Here is an 18,992-nt window from a genome sequence, read left to right as displayed (position 1 = left end):
TGTTTAGCTAATTACTAATTCGTAATGTCGCTAGCTCCGACACTCGATTACTCAAAGAGCCTGCGCTATTGCAACGCATCACATAAGGCCCTTATTCTCAAGCGGTAGCGCAATTTGCTTTTGCTTACTTTTGGCTGGAGTTTAGACTAAATTCTATTTTTCAGGCTACAGCTCTTGTGTAACAAGCATTTTAAACTTAGGAATCTAAAACTTACCTATAAATTAGGAAAGCCTTTCTGGATAAGGGTTTGGTGGTTTGGTAAGCAAAATTAGTCTAAACTCCAATGACAAAGAATCTGCCGTTTTGTCTAAATAATTCGTCGCTCTACAGCATTGATTAAAATCTATGTTAGGCGATCGCAACCATTAAATTATCAGCATTTATGTACCTGTACTACCTGGTACTCCTTCACCACCTGTACCTGACAAACCAAAATTATTCTCGTTAAACCATTCTGATTTGAGCAACGACCACCAAGCAGAGGTTAATCCAGCTAATACATAATCGTAAGGAAGCCAACCGTAACCTTTTACACCCCATTCAGTTCCCCAAGAATTCCTTACTAAAAATGCACCTTTTGAGTATTTCTGACCATTGGCACATTTAACGAACTGAAAATCATCATAACCAACTGCTACAAGTGTATGTCCACCAACAATCTTATCTTCCTGATAATCTGGAAACGGAATATGACCTTTTTCGTTCGAGCTTTTGTAGACAGAGCTATAAAGTGTAAGTCCAAAAATGCAAGGAAATCCTGCGGACAAAACTGCTTTTATTTGAAATAAAAGAGTTTCTTCAGTAATACCAGCATAATCTAAAAGAAAATACTTTATTGTCTTGTAATTTTGAGCAAAAGCATAGCAGTATGGTGGTGGTTCTTCATCTACTTTTTTTTCATCATAAGACCAATATTCTTCTGGTGGAACGCCAAATAAGGCTAATGCTTTCATCGTTTCTCTAATTGACGAACCTACATCTCCTGTAACTTTCATTTTGTTACGTGCAGCCTTGTAGAGAAACATAGGAGACGGTTCAATTTTATCTTTAGAGTTTTTATTGGCAAAATACTCTAATAACGAAATAGCAGCAAATGCAGTACATGATTGTAAAGAACCTTGGTCTTTGACTGAAGAAAACCAATAACTTAAATCCACTACGCTAGGAAGTTGAAAAAATGGTTTTTTATCTTTTTCTTCCTGTGCTTTCGGCTCTTCTAAATATTTAAGATTTTTACTGCTGAATATGGGAATATATAAATTTAAAGTTAGGAATAGTTCTTCTTGTTTCTGAGTAGAGCTTTTGGTATTTCTCTCTGTTACAATTTCAAATACTTCTTGCTTATCAAAAAGATTATAAGGAGATGAGTTGGTAACATCTGAATTGTCAATATCAGCAATTTCTTTTTCAATTTCTTCTACAGCTTCTCGTGTATACTCAAATTGATTTAAGTATTTTTTGATAAAGAAACATAGGACAAAAGAATTGATAAACTCTGTTGTAAATTTTTCATTTTTTATTTGTCTTTCTTGATTTTCTTGCTCAAGAGATTGGATTTCATAACGAAGTGTAGATATAATTTTACGAATTGAGTATTTAACTAATTCATTATTGGAGTATTCAACCTTTGGCTTTTGCTGTTCATCAAAATCTTCTTGTCTTGGTTTAATAAGATTTTCAAAGTTAGAAATTCCTTGCTCAACTAATTCTTCAAGTGTCTGGTGTCTAAGTCGAGCTAACGGATAAATACTTCTGAGAGCTATTGAAATTATTGGATCGAGCAAGGGAGAATTCTTTAAAAATTCAAAATTAGCACTAATTTCAAATTGATTTTGATTAACTGTACTAATAGATTGGGTTGATTTAGTTAACCCTTCTCCTAAAACTTTTAATAACCAATTTTTATCTTTAGTAACAATATTTGAATTTAGCTCATTTGAATTTAGCTCTGCTAAAACTTTTTGAAAAAAGTCCGATTTTACCTTAATGCTATTCAGAAAATCTTCTTCAAGAAAATTTCTTATTTTTATTTCTTGTAAAATTTGCTCATTTACCTTTAAACATAAGTTGTATATAATTTTATTAAAAGCATTATCTGGTATTAATGAAGTTACTGAAAAATATCTAATTCTTTTTAATGGTCTTCTTTTAGCATCATCCTCTTTACATTTATTATCTTTATCAGCTAATTTATCTTTATTCGGGTTTAATAGATATTCATTTAATTGAATAAAAGTCTCAAGCCCAACAATTCCATCTTGCTTAATATTTGATAAACATTGAAACAATTCAACAATTTCTTTTGTGCGAAAATCATAATTTTCATCATTCATCCACTGAATTATATCCAATGGCTGTTTCATATCTAAACTATTATCAGTGCCATCACTATAATTTGTATTTATTTTTTCAGGAAGCTCTAAATATTTAGTTAATAATAAAATACCGAGATATTTCTTTAATTGAAGAACTTGTCTCGACAAAATACTATCATATTTAATTTTATTAATACTAAATTTACTAGTGGTTTCATTTATTTCCAAACAACTTGGATATTGCAAAAGCTTATGAACTCTTACCTTTTTAAATATAACATTTCCCAATATTTTATTTCTTAGTTCATTAATTCTTAGTTCATTAATTTTACTTTTTTGACCATTTTCATTTATTACTTGAATTAATTCTCCAATAATATTTTCTATCCAACCTGTGGTTTCTTCCACTTTCAAGCGTTGCTGATTTCTCAGATCCTCATCATCTAAATTATAGTCGCGTAAATCTGGATAATCAGGCACCCAACCTAAGCCTTTACTCTTCCAATCATAGTTTTGATTACGATTTTCCGGTTGATTTAGCATAAATGTATTCCTGAGAGATATCTAACTTTACTATTAGCTAATTTGATTAAATATAGACTAATTGTTTGCATTTAATCTTTATTTCATTTGCACACATTTTTTAAATCATCTTGATCATCATGAGTTTTTAGATAATCACTCAACCAATTACATCCACGCTCTATGTATTCGTCGAAATTCATATTTTGTACATCCCACACCAAAATTTTTTTATCAGAACTAGCGGTAGCAAGCTTTTTACTGTCAGGTGTAAATTTAACAGAGTTTACGCTACCCTTGTGACCTGTAAGAGTTGTAATCAATTTCCCATCCATAGTCCATATTTTTACAGTACGGTCATCGCTACCACTAGCAATCATTCGACCGTCGCGGCTAACATCCAATCCCCAAACCCCAGCCGTATGACTTTTCAAAGATTTGATAACACCACTATTTGGACTCAATAACTTTACAGTATTATCTTCGTTAGAAGTAATAATTGTGCTTCCAATCGGACTATATATAACTTTATAAATAGTTGTATTTAAAGTTGATTTATTAAGAGGTGATTCATCTAAATTCCACGTATATAGGGGGCTTCCATTACGCTTCCAAAATTGAATTTTTTTATCTCGTCCAGCTGCGGCAATGGTCTCACCATTTCGACTAAAGTTAACACTGAAAAACTGTGTATTACCTAGCAAAGTTTTCAAAGGTTTTCCTTCTCTATTCCAAAGTTTCACAGTTCTGTCAATACTAGCAGAAGCAATAATTTCTCCATTAGGGCTAAAGCTAATACTATTAACAGAGTCTTTATGTCCTCTAAGTGTTGGATTTAGTTCTTGTCCTAGTAAATTGAATCTCCTAACAGTCGTATCTGGGCTACTATTAGCAATGGTATTACCATCTGGACTAAAAGTAACGCTAGCAATACCCAATTTCTGACCTTTAATAGTTTTTAGTCGTTCTCCTTGGAAATTCCATAGGTTTATAACTCCATCTCCGCTACCAGTCGCAATAATATCTTTCTTAGGATTAATATCAATGCTGTAAATGGCATCATGTTCATTCAAAGTTACTTGCAAAGGATTTATACGCCAAAGCCTAACTGTTTTGTCATCACCAGCGGATGCTAAAATATGTTCTTGAGGGTGGAAACTAATACCACTAACGGAACCTCTATGTCCTTCCAAAGTGTCTAGCAATTGGTAATTATGGCTACTCCATAATTTAATAGTTCCATCATCGCTAGAAGTGGCAATAGTTTTACCATCGGGGCTGAAGGCAACATTTTTCACTGGTTTTGTATGCCCTTGCAGTTGAGCTAGCTGAGTTTTCTTCTTTACATCCCAAATAATAGCTGTATTATCACTACTGGTAGAAACGATAGTTTGACCATTAGGGCTAAAACTTACATTTAAAACTGATATTCCTTTATGACCATTTAATGTATCAATTAAATTACCTTGGATGTCCCAAAGTTTAACTGTACCATCAGTACTAGCGGAGGCAATCTTCTGACCATCAGGACTGAAGCTAACATTACGGACTTCTTGTGTATGTCCATTCGTATCGTCCTTTAAAGTTTTCCAAAGACTACCATCTAGCTTCCAAAGCTTGATAGTGGTGTCGCCACCTGTTGTAGCAATTATCTGACCATCCTGACTAAAGTCAACGCTCCAGAGAATATCTTTATTTTCATTTGAAGTTGCTACAGTATGTTTAAGATTTGAAATATGCTTACCTTCACTATCCCAAATATCTACAATTCCGTCTCGGCTAGCAGTAGCAATCCTCCGATCGTTAGGACTAAAACTGACATCAACAACATAACTTTTATAGGTTTTTAATGTTAAAGGTTCTTTCTCACCTAACTTCCAGAGCTTGGCAGTACCATCATAGCTAGCTGTCACAAAGCTTTTACCATCTGGACTGAACTTGATACGTCTAATTAGGTCTTGATGTTTTTCTAGACGGTTACTTTCTCTAACTCCATAAACTGCATTGCTAACTGCTTCCATAACTTGCATTTGAAGTTCATGCTCATTTTTGACAAAGATAGAATGCTGGAGTAGTCTTGCTGCTTTTAAGGCATCTATTAATGCATCAAATGAATATTGATTTATAGTAAATTGAATTTTAGAGGAAGTTGTGAGTGCCTGAATTTGACCTATCTTAGCTTCTCTCCATTGAAAACCAGCAAATATAGCAATCACTGCCACAACAGCATATCCGATCGCTAATCGAGTTCTCTGCCTTTCAACTTTAATTCTTGCTTTGTATTCTTTCGCTTTGGCGGCTTCCAGCCTTTCTTGAAGATCGCGTTGTTCTTGCTCTTGGCTAGCAGTTAAAAAATCATAATCTTGATTGCTCAAACTTTTGCCTTCTCTCCAATTTAAAGCATCTTCTAATGCTTTACCCCGCAAAAGCCGCGATTCATCTTGACAATTAGAATCTAACCACGCCTGAAAAGTTTCAGAGTAGGGGCGCAATTTAGCTAATTGTTCCTTTACCCATTCTTGATTAAAAATAGATTTATAAATGCGATTATAAATTTTTAAATTACTGTCGTGTTGTACTACTAATCCAGATAATCTTAATTCTATTTGATCATCACTATCATTACCAGATAATTCTCCTTTATCTAAAATTTCTTGAACCAACCCTAGCAACATACTTGCTTGAGTTTGATTATGCATAATCCGGTCACGTACTGTACGTAAATGTTCTGGTTCATCTTGAAATTCCCAATTCTTAATGATGTGATCAATAATCACATTTTCTACCCACTCTGTAATATTTATTTCGTTTATTGATGAGCTTAAATTAGGCAGTAAATTAACTAAATCTTTTAGTATCAGTTGGCATACTTTTTGAGTGAGAAATGGTTGTCCACCTGTCCAATCTAAAATTTCTTTTAATACCAGCTGCGGATTATCTATTTTGCCTACAAATCCGGTTCCTAGTGGTTTTATTTCTACTAGCGTAAAGCCGCTTAATTCAACTGCTTTGCCAATATTAAAGGGGGTGCGCTTTTTATCTTCAATCAGATCTGAAGGTGTTGCTACCCCTAAGAGTGTAAAAGTCAGACGGGTGTATTGCGTTTTATCAGCACGTTGGTTATAACAGTTTCGGATAAAAGCAAAAAAATCATCAGTTCCAACAATCTTCTTCAGGTTGAGGACACAATCAATTTCATCTATAAAAATGACAATAGGTTTATCAATCTCCACCAGTAGTATCTCTTCAATAAAATCACTTAACCGCTGCACTGGGGAAAGATAATCGCGATCGCGCCACCAACTCCGCAAATTAAACTTTTCAGACAGAGCAAAACTGCTGACAAGAATGCGGACAATCCCTGCATACCATTGATCTGCCGTTACTTGCTGGTTACCAATTCTAGTTAAGTCAATTACTGCACAGGCAATACCTTCCGCTTGTAATCGTTGCATTACTTGCACCCGCAAGCTAGATTTACCCATTTGGCGCGAGTTCAACACATAGCAAAACTCCCCTGCTTTCAACCCTTCATAGAGGTCTTGATCCGCTTGCCGTACTACATAAGTGGGAGCATTAATTGGCAAACTTCCTCCGACTTGATATTCGTAAGCTGGGTTTTGTTCTGCGTTCATCAATGAAATGTAGATGTATGAGATTTCGATTACAGAGAAGCCGCGCGATCGCGGAAATATTGCCGATATAAATTAAATCTAGGTATTACATAATTATTTTCCAGATCGACCAAACCCATACTTTTTAATTTAAAGGCTTCTATTGGCTCTAGCTGTATTGGTGTGTTTTTTGCAACAATTTGTTTCATTGCCCTTGCTAGCTCAGGATGTTGTTTTAGATTCCACCAATGTCGGTGCAAATGGTCACCAAAAGGCCCGGCATCTGTAGGAGCAACTTGTAATAACTGTTCCAGTGCGATCTCTTGGCGCGCAATGCGATAGAGTGCTACTCGCACTAAATAAGGATGACCTCCCACCATATTCATCAATTGTTCAATTTCTGAAGACCTCCAATTTAGCCCATGCCTACGTGCCAAATCTTGGACTTGTTCAGCATTAAACTCTGGCAACTCAATCGAAAGTCCCACATTGAATGGTGATTGATTGATATTCATTGGGATATAAACTTCTGTTGAATGCACCACTACTAATCGCAATTTCTTCCAGATATCCCGATTTTTTGCATCTTCATGCCAAGCACGCAGGAGTCCAAAAAAGTCTGCGGCAATTTCAGGGTGTTGATATACTAAATCGACTTCATCCAAACCCAATGCTAGGGGTCGATCGATTTCTGCTAGAAGATACTCCTCAAAATAAGCTGTACAGTTATCTTTGCTACCAAAAATCTCATCCCAGTAATCCGCTAACCGATTTGGTATTCGCAGTTTCCGAGTAACGCTAACACAGAACCAGCGTAAAAATTTATCTAAGTCTGGGAACACTTTACTATCTGCAAGTTGAAAACTCAAAGATACGGCTAGAGAGTTTTGTTGTGAAGCTTGATGAAGAATCCGTGCCATTAAAGAAGTTTTACCCATCTGTCGAGGCGCTTTAATCCGAATCAGAGAACCAGGCTTCAAAATAGCCTCGTAGCAGTGTTCTTCAATAAGAGGGCGTTCTATATAAAAAGCAGAAGCCATATCTACCTGACCCTCTGGTAATTCTGGTTCTGCTACTGGCAAAGGAGGTTCTTCCAAATTTTCTACCGCAACTGCTGTTGTCAACTCATCCTCTGTATAGTTAGCCTCATGACCTTCGGCTAGAATTGTCAAAATTTCTTGCGAAATCTTGACTGTATCAGCAGATGATTTCCACTCTCGTTGTTGAATTCTTTGCAAATAACCCCGTAAATCATAATTTAATGGCGAATCCAAAGGAAAGTTCACACGGATAGGTAAAATTATAGGTTTCTTTTCGGGATTTAAATCTTGCAACTGCTTGGCACGCCTGACTTCTTCTGTGACCATTTCACTAGTTGCAGATTTAGGAGATAAGAGCAGCAGAAAGTAATCAGACTGTTCCAATTCTCTATCTATGCGTTCAGGCCAGTTTTCGCCTAACCGTATACTCTCCCCCGCCATAAATGCTTCATGCCCAGCCGCTTTTATTGCTTCATAAAACTGCTGGGCCAACGTTAAATCTGGATCTTGGCTGCGATAGCTAATAAAAACTCTAGCACTGTCATTGGCTCGTTTCACTTTTGGCTGTTGCTGCATTTTTTCTAAAGAAAGAGCTTGCTCAACCAAGTCTGACCATGCTGTAATCAGCACTTGTGTGGGAATAATAAACGCTGCTTTAGCTGCTGTTCGCTCCATTTCCGCCGCTACTGCTATGCCTGCTACACCCTGTAACTGCTCATCCCATATCGGCGCACCACTGAAACCAGGCTCTAATGCATAACCTTGTTGTTTCACATCCTCCAGTTGTACCCAACCATTTGCAAGTCCAGCCCTGATTTGTCCAGTAGCCCAAACCCCATTGGGTTGGTTTTTTGGAAAACCCAAAACTCGGAAAGAATGCCCCCATAATTCCTCTGATGCTACCAATCGTGCTGGATGAGCCGCACCAGGAAGAGAGCTTTCTAACTCCAGCCCTGCAATATCTTCCGCAAACTCATTAGGGTTAACAGGCCGCCAGAATACTACCCTGGCGGTCAAAAACTCTTTAGCTGCCAATAAAGGAAAATCCAAACGGACTTCTGCATTGATTATTTCGGCAGTGTTTCTAGCAATTCCTAAAGCATCTGCTACCACATGGGCACATGTAAGGATATATTTTTGGGAAACTAAAAAGCCAGCACCAACAACTTTGCCACTGTTTGAGTAAATCCTGACGACTGATAACTCCAGGGGTGTGGCCATCTTATGGCTCCCGTTTCCACTTCAAAGTCACTTCATAATTAACTTCGCCATTCCCAGAAGCAATGACTGCCCCAAGTTCTGCACTCATTTTGATGCCAAACTTGATTTCCACTTCGTCGGCAGGCTGATTGAGACTATTTACTTTAGTCATAATGACATTTGCTATGGGCTTTACTTGTTCCAGAGCAGATTCAAAAGTTTTTTGAGCTTTTTGAATAATATCGTCTCGCAGACCAATACGATCATCAGTTAGCCCAGGCTCATCTACTTCTACAAGAATTGAGTCTCCGTTTTCGAGAGGAAATTCGACGATACGCTTCACAAGTTAATTTTCTACCTCATTTTTCAGAGAATAAAGTTATTTTACCTGTTAGCCACGAATAAACTTTATATGGGAGCAACGCGATTTTGTGAGAGTGGACAAAAAACGAGTGATTGCGCTCTCGCGCACTGCCCTTTGGGCAATCCTTAAAAACTAACTTCAGTACATTAGTAAAAGATATACATTGAAAAGAGTCTTACTACTTGCTGTTTACCAGAGCAGTATTAGTTTAGTTGGCGTAGAGCTGGCGAAGCTGTCAACAAGTGCAAACTAAACAGTTTAGTTTAGAAACAGAGTATGACTATAGACATTTCTCTTTGAGTCAGGCGATCGCTAATAGCTTGAGTTGATTACACCTATGGCGTTAATATATCTTAATGTATTTAGTATTGCTTTTTTAGCGCCCCAATGGAGTTAACTTCAAAAGAATTTAAGTCAGAACTGATATTAGAAGTCCAAGCTTGCTTGCAATTAGCAGTTCCTTTGATAATTACTCAAATATTAGAAGCGGGCATTCCTTTATTGGATGGGGTAATGATGGGCTTACTTAACAGCCAAGCTTTAGCTGCGGGTGCTTTAGGCGCTGTTACCTTTTCTACTTTAGCTTCCGTTTGTCGTTCTGTTCTTTCAGCCGCGGGTGTAAGTGTCGCCAATGCTTTTGGTGCAGGAAAGATAGACCAAGTGAGCCGTGCTACCGGTCAAGGAATTTGGTTAGCCGTGACGATGTGCTTACCTGTAATGTTTATCATTTGGCACTTTGACTATATCCTGCTGCTGACTGGTCAAGAAGAAAGCAATGTATTATTAGCTCAAACATATTTGCGGTCTATTGTTTGGGGTTTTCCGGCCGCACTCGGTTTTTGTATCTTAAAAGAAGTTAGCTCTGCCCTCAATCGGCCCCAATTTTTAACAGTAATTACGGTAGCTGGACTATTATTAAATGCGGTTGCTAATTACGTGCTAATGTTCGGTAAATTTGGTTTACCAGCCCTTGGTTTAGCCGGTATTGGTTGGGGAAGCACACTCATTTTTTGGCTAAATTTTATCGCTGTCGCCAGTTGGATTTGCTTTGATAACTACTTTAAAGACTATCAGCTTGATTGTGCTTTGCATCAGTTCGATAAAGATATGTTTATAGATATCTTCCAAACTGGGTGGTTTTTGGGGTTGCAGTATGGAGCAGAAATTGGAGTATTTACTGCTATTGCTTTAATGATGGGATGGTTTGGAACAGAGACGTTAGCAGCACATGAAATTACCGTCGAGACAGAAAGTTTTGTCGAAACAGTGTCTATAGGTATTTCCTATGCTGTCACGATGAGAGTAGGACAGTTGAGGGGACAAAACGATCTCAAGGGTGCAAGCACAGCCGGATTAGTCTGCATTGCGCTTGTTACTCCTTTTGTAAGTATTGTGGCACTGATTTTTTGGCTATTTCCCAACTATATTGTGGCAATGTATTTGGACACCAGTAATTTAGATAATATCGAGATAGTTAAAACGTCAACTTCTTTCCTCGCTGCCGGGGCAATAGTCCAAATATTTTATTCTATTCAGACTATTGCTGCTGGTGCTTTAATCGGCTTGAAAGATACCAAAGTACCAGTGTTAATTACTATGTTCGCTTACTGGATAGTAGGTTTAGGTGGGGGCTATCTGATGGCATTCACTTTCGGCTGGGGTGCTATAGGTTTATGGTTGGGTTTAATACTAGGGCTACTTATGGGTGCAGTGCTTTTAACTGGGCGTTTTTATCTTTTGACTTCTGAGATTGAGTCTGGTTGACTAAAAGTGCATAGTATTAACAATGCCCACTTCTCATTACTGGTTAGAAGGTCTAAGTCTATCCCGCCAAGATGGTTGTTCTGACGATGAAGAACCTGAAGAACCAGAACTATTTGCAGGAGACGACTCTCGCCGACTTCTTCGACGCGGGGGTGAATCAGATTCTACTCTTCTAGAGCGTCGCCGTGGAGTAGATGATTCCTCAGAAGAGTTACTAGAACTTGATTCGCTGCGATCGCGCCTTCTCCGTTTTGGGGTATAATCGCTTGCTTGCTGTGTTTCTTGAGAATAGCTTCTTCTTCTTCTACGTCTCCTAGATGAACCACTCTCCTCAGAATTAGAATTTCTCGCACTTTCCCCTTCTGAGTCATCATCATCTTTAGAGGCAATAGAACGATTCAGCACTTGTTTAGGCTTGATGGATTGGGCTTTGATAGTGCCTTTGCGACCTTCTAACTTGGGTCGTTTAGGAAACTTTTCAACAGGCATCCCGTCTACCGCTTTTTCCATAAATTCGTGCCAAGTGTAAGCGGCACTACTACTACTACCATAAGTGGGGCGGTTGTCATCGTTACCTAGCCATACCCCTGTTACCATCTGAGGAATGTAGCCAATAAACCATAAATCGCGGGCTTCGTCGGAGGTGCCGGTTTTGCCGGCAACTGGTCTATTATCTAATTGAGCAGCACCACCAGTTCCCGCTTCGACGACGTTGCGTAGCATCCAAGTCATGATGGCGGCACTGTCAGCATCCAGGGCGCGTTTTGACTTGAAATTCGCTGACCAGATGACTTTGCCTTGGCGGTTGAGGATGCGGGTAATACCATGAGATTCTGCGTGCAATCCCTGAGTCGCAAAACTGCCATAAGCACTGGTCAACTCTAGCAGATTGACTTCATTTGAACCAAGAGCCAAGGAGTAGGTGGGCTTGAGTTCAGATTTTATCCCCATATCATGGGCAAGTTTAATCGTTGGTGTAAATCCCACATCAATCAACACCTTGACCGCAACAATATTAACAGAGCGGGTGAGGGCATCTCGGATGTTCATTGAACCCCGGAAGTTTTCACTATAGTTTTTCGGTTCATAGCCGTCTACGACAAAGGGCGCATCCTCGTAGCTATCGTAGGGGCTTTTACCGGTAGCGATCGCAGTGGCATATACAAACCCTTTAAATGTCGATCCTGGCTGCCGTTGTGCTTGGGTAACTCGATTAAACTGGTTTTTACCAAAGTCTTTTCCCCCAACCATTGCTTTAATTTCACCATTTCGGGGGTCTATAGCCACCATTGCCGCTTGCTTAAAGTTTTCCCAGCGTCCTTGATTTCGCAATGTTTTTGCAACTGCCTCTTCTGCCACCTTCTGCCAACTTGGGTTCAACGTGGTTTCTACTACTAAACCCCCACTTTTTAGCACATCAGGAGAGACATACTTCGGCAATTCTTTTTGGATGTAGCTGGTAAAGTAGGGTGATTCTATTTCCAGTCGCTTGGGTGAACTGCTTTTGAGGGTTAATGGCTCCTGAACGGCTGCTTGCCTTTGCTCTGGTGTAATTACTTTATCTTCTTGCATCCGTTGCAATACCAAGTTCCGCCGCCGTTTCGCCGCTTCGGGATTTTTGTCTGGGGCGTATAAGCTAGGAGCAGGAGCTAATCCAGCGATTGTAGCCATTTCTGCAAGGGAAAGCTGGTCTGGCGTTTTACTAAAATATACCCAGGATGCATCTGCCACACCATAAGCTCCAGATCCCAAATAAACCAGATTTAGGTAACGCTCTAAAATCTGATCTTTGGTTAATTCTTGCTCCATTTTTTGGGCAAGGCGGACTTCCTTGAGTTTGCGCCAGATTGTCTGCTCTTGTTTCAAAAAGAGAATCCGCGTTAGCTGTTGGGTGATGGTGCTACCACCTTCTACCACACCTTGCGATCGCAAATTATTCAAACTCGCTCTGACAATCCCTTGCGGATCGACTCCATTGTGTTGCCTAAATCTTCTATCTTCTGAGGCGATAAAAGCTTTTTTTAAATTATCTGGTATTTGTTCTAGCTGTAGCTGTTCTCTGGCCGTTTCACCTTGTTGTTGTAATATTGTGCCATCAGCAGCTTTAATGGTCAGTGTTTGCTCTCGCAACACAGCATTCAACTCGGACTGATCTGGCAAAGTCCGATCTATTAAACTGATGCCGTAGATCGAGGCAGCTATCCCACCACCAATACCTAAACCTGCCCAAAACCAGAAGCGGCGATAGAGTGGTCTAGCGCCAGTTGACCGATTGACCCTCATCCTAGATGGTAAAATTTTCATTTTGCTCAGTAACTGCCTCGTCTGCGCCAGATGTGCTGGTGGTAAGCTCTCATTCGTTCCTCCTCGTCCAGAGTCACTCAAATTAGTTGGTCTTCGCTTGAACCAGGAGGTAAGCTTCCCCACGTCAGTTCCTCGCTCAAAGTAGTAAGTAATTATAACCACCATCAATCAACTTTTGGGGTTATAGCACTACCATTGTGTTTAGTATAATATCCTATAAATAATTAACTGAATTCACTAGAAAATAATGTTTTTTAAATTTGGTTAATTTAGTTTTGTAAAAAATGTTGCAGTTTTGAGAAATACTGCGAATCTAAAAACTATTGACAAGTATCCGCAAAGACAGCCCGAAAACGGCTTATTTCAGGAAAGTATAATGTCCACATCGGGCTACGACGAAGCAGAGCTAAGACGAAGCGCCGTTGCTCTTGGTAGTAATATTGGCGATTCTCAAACAATTTTATCAGCAGCTATAGAGGCTTTAGCCCAAACGCCAGGTATTGTTTTAGAAGCCAGATCCCATTGGTATCAAACCAAAGCTGTCGGGCCACCACAGCCAGATTACCTCAATGGCTGCGTCATCTTGCAGGTAGAAATACTTCCCCAGCAGTTATTAGAAATTTTGTTGGAAATTGAACAACAATTTGGGCGCGTGCGTCAGGAACATTGGGGGCCACGAACCCTAGATTTGGATTTGTTATTATATGATGACATTATTTTGGACACACCAAATCTCCAGATTCCCCATCCCCGAATGCGGGATCGCGCCTTTGTGCTAGTCCCACTGGCAGAAATTGCCCCAGATTGGATAGAACCAGTTTCCGGGTGTGTGATTAAAGAGCTGCTGAAAGAGGTAGACTGTTCTGATGTACATTTATGGATGGACAATTAAAATTACCATCCTTAAAAGCAGAAGAACACTGATTTTGCCTCTGTATTCACAGATAATCAGATTTTACTATGCCATTAGGTAGAGAATTACCACAACTGCTAAGACAACGCCTGTTTCATAAAGGACGCAAGTTTGATTTTGAAGTTAATCGCTTGCGTTTGCCGAATAAATCGGAAGGAGAATGGGAATGTATTCGTCACCCTGGCGGTGCCCTAGCTGTACCAGTGACAGCGGAAGGTAAACTTATACTGGTGCGCCAGTATCGTTTTGCAATTCAGGGACGGATATTAGAATTTCCGGCGGGGACATTGGAAGGAAAAGAAGAGCCTTTAGAAACAATACAACGTGAAATTGCCGAAGAAACTGGCTATAGTGCCCAAAAATGGGACAAATTAGGCGAATTTTTCCTAGCTCCTGGTTATTCTGATGAAATTATCTATGCTTTTCTGGCGCGAGATTTAGAAAAGCTGGAGACACCACCACCACAAGATGGAGACGAGGATATTGAAACTGTGTTTATGACTCCTGAAGAATTAGAAAAAGCTATTCTGGAGGGAGAGCAGGTAGATGCTAAATCAGTTTCTAGCTTTTTTCTGGCGCGTCCGTTTTTAGTTTAAGATCCTTATGCTGCTAGAGTTAGCGATGCCTTCGGCGGGCTACGCCTACGCAGATGCCTACGGTGCAGGTTTTGAATATGCAGACGAAACGATCGCTAACAACGATTTGAGTCGATACGTGGAACATCCGCGTTTTCGACTCAATCCTGGCAGCTACACCGACGATACCCAGATGAGTATTGCCATTGCGGAAGTGATTGTTGCTCAAGCACCGTGGACGCCAGAAGTTTTAGCCGATAGTTTTGTTAGAGCTTTTAAACGCGATCGAAGAGAAGGTTATGCTCGAAGATTCTACCATTTTCTATTAGAAATTCAGGATGGGGAAGAGTTTTTAACGAAAATTAACCCTGATAGTGACAAAAGCGGGGGAGCAATGCGTGCAGCACCCATTGGCATCTATCCCACACCAGAAAAAGTCATTGAGGCGGCAACAATTCAAGCGGCAATTACCCACAATACAACCGATGGTATCAATGCTGCCGTTGCGGCTGCCTTAATGTCGCATTATTTTATCTATCGACTGGGAGCAAAACGCAAATTAGGACGGTTTCTGGAAGGTTATGTATCTGGAGAGTGGAATAAACCGTGGGAAGGTAAAGTCAAGTCCAAAGGCTGGATGAGTGTCAGAGCAGCGATTACCGCGGTGATGCGTAATGACAGTATGAGCGAACTTTTACAAGATTGTATCGCTTTTACTGGGGATGTTGATACAGTAGCCGCGATCGCCTTGGCTGCTGGTTCTTGTAGCGAAGAAATTACACAAGACATTCCCAATCATCTTGTCACTGGGTTAGAGAATGGAGCTTACGGTAGAGATTATCTCATCGAACTGGATAAGCAGTTAATGAGTTTGGTGGGTAAAAAGATCGGCTAAATCTAATACATCAAAGTAGTTAAGTTCAGATGCTCAAAAGGCTATATTTTAGTGTTTAATTTTAAGTTAGATAATCAAAAGCATATTTCAAGCCAACCAAGCCAAATTGATGAATCATACTCTAGCTTCTATTTTAGGAGAACTACAAACAAAAATATATTGGCTACATGATGCTGAAAAATTTGCTGAATTAGCAGAAGCAGCAACTGAAATATATATTCAACTTGGATACGATCAACAAAAAGCAGAAAATATTGGTCATTTAATTAGTGAAGCCTATCAGTTATCTGACGATGCTGATTTATCATACAAGGCTGGAGAAATTGAAAAAGAAATAAAATTTTATAATCAAGTAAAAGATAAATTTATAGAGATTGAGACTATATTAGGTCTACAAAAAAATATAGCCGAACATCAAACAAAATGGTGGATACATTTTCGCCATAGACAGAAACTTCAATTTATATATCACCTGTTTTTGCAACATTTAAAACCTTTGGGTTTAAGTTATTTGTTTATATCTCTACAACTAACATATTATATGTTAAATGTAGGCAAAGGTCATAATTTGCGCGATATAGAAATAACTCAAAAAAACGCTACAAAATATTGGATGCAATTATTAAAATGTAATATTACCAAATATCCATATTTAGGATAATTTGGTGTTTTGCAAAATATTTAAAGAAGCAAAGCGTAGCATCTCGTAGAGAAAGTGGTTTGATAAATTAAGCTTCTTGACGAATTGCGCGTAAATCATGGTTTTGTTTGTATCATTGCAGTTTATAACCACCCTTTTTAGGTTCTTAGAGGATGTCTGAGAAGTATTCAATATTTCGCTTGATCCCCCCTAGCCCCCCTTTTTAAGGGGGGAAATGGAATCAAAGTCCCCCTTTTTAAGGGGGATTTAGGGGGATCTACAAGTCTCGAATACAACACCAAAAAGTTTTCAGACATCCTCTTAAGTAGGTAGACATAATTAAATATAAAATCAACTCCTAGTTTGTAGTGAGCGATTTATCGCTCAGAGCAAGGATTATCAGGACTAAAGTCCTTACTACAAACTTGAAATTTATTTATGCCTAGATACTTACTGATTAGACTTCTTGCAAAAGTCGGGAGAAGGAGAAAAGGGTGAAGAAACTCAAAATCCTTTCCCTTTAACATGAGTCCCTTTTCCCTCTCTGGCAAAAACATATTTTTGCAAAAGGTTATTCCCTACGTAGTCAATAAAGCTGAAAATTTCTGTAATCCTCAAAGACTCAGCTAGTTTTAGTGTCAAATAGCTATTTGTTTAGTATTTAGCCATCCTTCTATATTTGCAGATATATATCGAGATAAACACTCTTATACATAGAAACATATATTTCTTATATAACCTAGTTTAAATATCAATTTATACCTTGTGTTCTATCAAAAAAAGCTCCATGATTGATTTAGAAAGCCCATAGTTATAGATTGGTTAGTTAATAATGATGCCGATATAGTTCATAAATATTTCCGATGCATAACAAGAAAATATCTGATATTTATCTCAAATTTACTTAGGTTGGAGTTTGATTAACTCATGCTAGAAGGATGGATTCAAATTGCATTAACGCTACTAATTGTGGTAGCAATTACTCCTGTTTTTGGGCGCTATATGGCGCGGGTCTACCTAGAGCAAAGTACTTTTCTCGATCCGATTTTGAATCCGGTTGAGCGAGTACTTTATGCTTTGGTTGGCGTTAAAACCAAAGAAAATATGACTGGCTGGCAGTATGGGCGGGCAATCCTATACAGTAACGTCGCAATGGGGTTGCTGATTTTCTTGATTATTATGAATCAAGGATGGCTGCCATTAAATCCAACCAAGATAAATGCCCCAACTTGGGATACAGTACTGCATACAACTATTTCTTTTATTACTAACACTAACCAGCAGCACTATTCTGGTGAAACCTACATGAGCTATGGCAGCCAAATGTGGGGACTTGGTTATCACATGTTTACTTCTGCTGCTACTGGTTTGTCGGTAGGGATTGCCTTTATTCGGGGATTGACTGGTAGATCGTTAGGCAATTTTTATGTAGATTTAATTCGCTCGATTACCCGAATTTTATTGCCTATTTGTATTGTGGGCGCGATCGCTCTTATGGCAGCTGGTGTTCCTGAAACACTGGGGGGTGCGGTTGTATTCCCCACCTTGGAAGATGCGAATATTAGTCAAGCGATCGCTCGTGGCCCTGTTGCTCATTTTGAAATTATCAAGCAATTAGGGGAAAACGGCGGCGGCTTTTTCGCCATCAACTCCGCACACCCCTTTGAAAATCCCAACGGATTTTCAAACTTGATTCAAATTGTGGCGATGATTTCAATTCCCACGTCCCTGATTTATACCTACGGTTTATTTGCTAATAACACCAAGCAAGCCTGGTTAGTATATGGCATGGTTAGTGTGCTTTTCATCGTATTTGTCGTTATCAATGCCATTGGGGAATATAACGGCAATCCGGCTGTGAATGCACTGCTGGGTAGTCAGCAACCGAATCTAGAGGGTAAAGAAGTGCGGTTTGGTTGGGCACAATCTGCCTTGTTCGCAACAGTTACAACAGGCACGATGACCGGCGCTGTTAATAGTTTACATGACTCCTTCATGCCCAACGGTGGTTTTATTACCCTTTCCAATATGTTCCTGCAAATTATTTGGGGTGGACAGGGTACGGGAACCGCTTATCTATTCGCTTACCTAATTCTCGCTGTGTTCGCTACAGGGTTGATGGTGGGACGCACACCAGAATTTTTGGGACGCAAGATTGAGAAGCGCGAGGTTGTACTTGCTAGTTTTTTAATTCTCCTAGTTCACCCGATCGCAATTATGATTCCCGCAGGTATCGCCTTGGCGTTTCCCGATCAATTATCAGGAATTAACAATCCCGGATTCCACGGTTTTGCTCAAGTTATCTATGAATACGCTTCCGCTGCTGCTAACAACGGTTCTGGCTTTGAAGGTTTGGGAGATTCACAACCTTCTCCTTTGGCGATCGCTACAGGTACAGCACCAACTTTAACCGCTTTGTGGTGGAACTTGAGTACCTGCTTCAGTTTAATTGCAGGACGCTATATTCCCATCATCGGTTTGCTGTTTTTAGCAGATAGTATGTCTCGTAAACAAGCTGTTCCTTATACCACTGGTACATTGCGAACGGATACTGGACTATTTACAGGCGTTACCGCAGGCGTGATTTTAATCCTGGGCGCACTTACATTCTTCCCAGTACTTGCATTAGGCCCCATTGGTGAAGCCTTTTTCATCGCTAAAGGCATTGGCTAAGAAGTGTAGAGGGGTAGAGGGGCAAAGGAGAGTTAGAACTTGAAGCATCTCTCTCAAAGACTCGTCCACGAGTATCAAAGACTCGTCCACGAGTATCAAAGACTCGTCCACAAGTATTAAAGACTCGTCCACGAGTATCAAAGACTCGTCGGCGAGTATCAAAGACTCGTCC

The 18,992-nt window shown here is 39.4% G+C and carries 12 protein-coding genes; 6 read left to right on the top strand and 6 right to left on the bottom strand.

The features are described from left to right. Nucleotides 1-381 precede the first annotated feature (381 nt). The 4 genes from RMZ95_RS20170 to RMZ95_RS20155 form a co-directional block, all read right to left on the bottom strand. Nucleotides 382-2,859, bottom strand: coding sequence for a C1 family peptidase (locus tag RMZ95_RS20170; protein WP_322682338.1), 2,478 nt, complete (start codon nt 2,857-2,859; stop codon nt 382-384). An 83-nt stretch (nt 2,860-2,942) separates the two neighbouring features. Next, nucleotides 2,943-6,473: an AAA-like domain-containing protein gene (locus RMZ95_RS20165; RefSeq protein WP_322682339.1), complete on the bottom strand. Its 3,531-nt coding sequence runs from the start codon at nt 6,471-6,473 to the stop codon at nt 2,943-2,945. Nucleotides 6,474-6,502: 29 nt separating this feature from the next. Then, nucleotides 6,503-8,713 carry an AAA-like domain-containing protein gene (locus tag RMZ95_RS20160; protein WP_322682340.1) on the bottom strand — a complete coding sequence of 737 codons (2,211 nt, stop codon included), beginning with the start codon at nt 8,711-8,713 and terminating at the stop codon, nt 6,503-6,505. A 1-nt stretch (nt 8,714) separates the two neighbouring features. Next, nucleotides 8,715-9,035: a CU044_2847 family protein gene (locus tag RMZ95_RS20155; protein WP_322674678.1), complete on the bottom strand. Its 321-nt coding sequence runs from the start codon at nt 9,033-9,035 to the stop codon at nt 8,715-8,717. 408 nt (nt 9,036-9,443) lie between these two features. Here RMZ95_RS20155 and RMZ95_RS20150 point away from each other — a divergent pair, with 408 nt between their 5' ends. Next, entirely contained in the window at nt 9,444-10,820 is a 1,377-nt protein-coding gene (locus RMZ95_RS20150) for an MATE family efflux transporter (RefSeq protein WP_322682341.1), read from the top strand. Nucleotides 10,821-10,856: 36 nt separating this feature from the next. Here the strand turns inward: RMZ95_RS20150 and RMZ95_RS20145 are convergent, their stop codons facing one another. Then, the gene (locus tag RMZ95_RS20145; protein WP_322682362.1) at nt 10,857-13,247 is read right to left on the bottom strand and encodes a penicillin-binding protein 1A; all 2,391 of its coding nucleotides are present in this window, start codon (nt 13,245-13,247) and stop codon (nt 10,857-10,859) included. A gap of 253 nt (nt 13,248-13,500) precedes the next feature. On the opposite strand from RMZ95_RS20145, the gene folK reads away from it, so the two are divergent. The 5 genes from folK (at nt 13,501) to kdpA (ending at nt 18,820) form a co-directional block, all read left to right on the top strand. Beyond that, complete coding sequence (folK, locus tag RMZ95_RS20140; protein ID WP_322682342.1) at nt 13,501-14,016, top strand: 2-amino-4-hydroxy-6-hydroxymethyldihydropteridine diphosphokinase; 516 nt, start codon at nt 13,501-13,503, stop codon at nt 14,014-14,016. 68 nt (nt 14,017-14,084) lie between these two features. Beyond that, complete coding sequence (locus RMZ95_RS20135) at nt 14,085-14,633, top strand: NUDIX hydrolase (RefSeq protein WP_322682343.1); 549 nt, start codon at nt 14,085-14,087, stop codon at nt 14,631-14,633. Nucleotides 14,634-14,640: 7 nt separating this feature from the next. Further along, complete coding sequence (locus tag RMZ95_RS20130) at nt 14,641-15,507, top strand: ADP-ribosylglycohydrolase family protein (protein WP_322682344.1); 867 nt, start codon at nt 14,641-14,643, stop codon at nt 15,505-15,507. 109 nt (nt 15,508-15,616) lie between these two features. After that, nucleotides 15,617-16,168 carry a hypothetical protein gene (locus RMZ95_RS20125; protein ID WP_322682345.1) on the top strand — a complete coding sequence of 184 codons (552 nt, stop codon included), beginning with the start codon at nt 15,617-15,619 and terminating at the stop codon, nt 16,166-16,168. A gap of 906 nt (nt 16,169-17,074) precedes the next feature. After that, nucleotides 17,075-18,820, top strand: coding sequence for a potassium-transporting ATPase subunit KdpA (gene kdpA / locus RMZ95_RS20120; protein ID WP_322682346.1), 1,746 nt, complete (start codon nt 17,075-17,077; stop codon nt 18,818-18,820). Here kdpA and RMZ95_RS20115 read toward each other — a convergent pair. Continuing rightward, nucleotides 18,804-18,992 (bottom strand): hypothetical protein (locus tag RMZ95_RS20115; RefSeq protein ID WP_409883262.1); only part of this gene is annotated, 189 nt, incomplete at its 5' end. The genes kdpA and RMZ95_RS20115 overlap by 17 nt on opposite strands.

This window comes from Nostoc sp. DedQUE07 (genome assembly GCF_034530975.2).
Classification (GTDB): domain Bacteria; phylum Cyanobacteriota; class Cyanobacteriia; order Cyanobacteriales; family Nostocaceae; genus Nostoc.
Note: the sequence above shows the minus strand (reverse complement) of the source record. Positions and strands in the feature narration are given on the sequence as shown.